Origin of the sequence: Inquilinus limosus MP06 (assembly GCF_000767795.1) — a bacterium.
Taxonomy (GTDB): Bacteria; Pseudomonadota; Alphaproteobacteria; order DSM-16000; family Inquilinaceae; genus Inquilinus; species Inquilinus limosus_E.
Genome location: NZ_JANX01000943.1, coordinates 1 through 1,430, shown reverse-complemented (window position 1 = coordinate 1,430; position 1,430 = coordinate 1). Strand labels below are relative to the sequence as shown.

Here is a 1,430-nt window from a genome sequence, read left to right as displayed (position 1 = left end):
GGGCAGCGTCGACCACCGCCAAGTGATTGGCGCGGATCCGGCGCTGCACGGCGTCATAGGGCTCGCCCGCCGGCGTGGTGCCGGGGGTCCAGTCGATCTCGGCGGTGTAGCCGACGCTGAGCTGGCGCTTGCCGGCGGTGACGGCGTCGATCGCGGCGCGGTCCATCAGCACAAGCGGCACGCGGACATAGTCGCCGTCCCGCGCCACCTCGCCGCCGACCTGGCCGACGCTGAAGGCCTTCCAGTTGGCGGAGGTCACGGCTTCGGCCGGATGATCGATGGTCACCGGCCGGTGCGCCATCGACGCCAGCGCGTCGGCGGCGAACACCTCCTCCTCCGGCCGCCAGACCCGGACGGAGGAGAGGCCGGTCCGCCCCATCTCGGCGCCGCTGTAAGTCTGGATGCCGGTGCGGGAGATGCGGGCGGCGGCGACCAGATAGCCGTCCTGCGTGGTGCGCCGGTCGCCGACCAGCGTCACGGTATCGGTGATGAGCATGGAATCTCCTTGGATGCGTTGGAAACGGAGAGGCGCTAGGCGGTCGTCTCCGCCCCCTCGCCGGCCGCCGCGTACGCCGCCTCGATGCCGGGATAGGTGCCGTCCTCGACCACCTGGTTGCGCACCGCCCGAGCCAGCACGCCGGGCGGAATCAGCCCGGCCGCGGCGTAGGTTGCGCTGGCGTCAGCCTTGGTCTTGGCGATGGTCGCGGCCTCGGTGGCCCCGAGCTGCCACAGAGGCACCCATTCGGCGCGGATCTCCGGTGGCCGGGTGCCGAGCGCGCTGAGGATCAGCGCCTCGTCCAGCCGCTGCAGCGCCGGACCCAGCGTCACCCGCTGCTCCGCCGCGATCCGGTCGTAGTAGTTGCGGATGTCGCCCTCACCGGTCGCGTTCAGCCCGGCCGGGGCCTGGCCCAGCAGCCGGGTGGCCGGGATGTCGGCGGCACCGGCGGCGATCTGCAGGTATTGCTGCATGATCTCGGGCAGCTGGGCGAAGCTCAACTGCTTGCGGTCCCACTCCTCCTCCTTGTCGATCACCAGGGCATTCACCAGGCCCTTCATCGTGTTGGCCAGGGTGAAGCGGTCGACGAGTTTGCTGGCGTAGTCGGGCTGCGCGAGGTGCTGGGTGAGCTGCGGGATGCGGATGACGTCGAGCTTGGCTTCATGGATCAGCGTCGCCACGCCCTGGGCGGCAAGCCCGGCCTGGCGGATCGCGTCCATCATCGCCTGCAGCACGCTGTCGCCCCACCCGTCGCCGGCGGTCCCATCCGGCAGCTCGGCGCCGGGCAGCCGCACGACCCGGCTGGAATGCAGCCGCACACCGGCCTGCCCCGCTCCCGACCCGCCGGCCGATGCGACCTGGTACCAGCCGGGCTCGCCGAAGCCGGGCGACAGGACGTCGCGGTCGATCTCGCCGGGCGAAATCTCCCAGCGAT

At 71.6% G+C, this 1,430-nt stretch carries 2 protein-coding genes; both read right to left on the bottom strand.

Annotation, left to right across the window (positions count from 1 at the left end; all coding sequences use genetic code 11):
- On the bottom strand, nucleotides 1–496 hold a 496-nt coding region (locus P409_RS34230; protein WP_034849291.1), incomplete at its 3' end, for a DUF2213 domain-containing protein.
- A 35-nt stretch (nucleotides 497–531) separates the two neighbouring features.
- On the bottom strand, nucleotides 532–1,430 hold an 899-nt coding region (locus tag P409_RS34225; protein WP_152613709.1), incomplete at its 5' end, for a phage portal protein.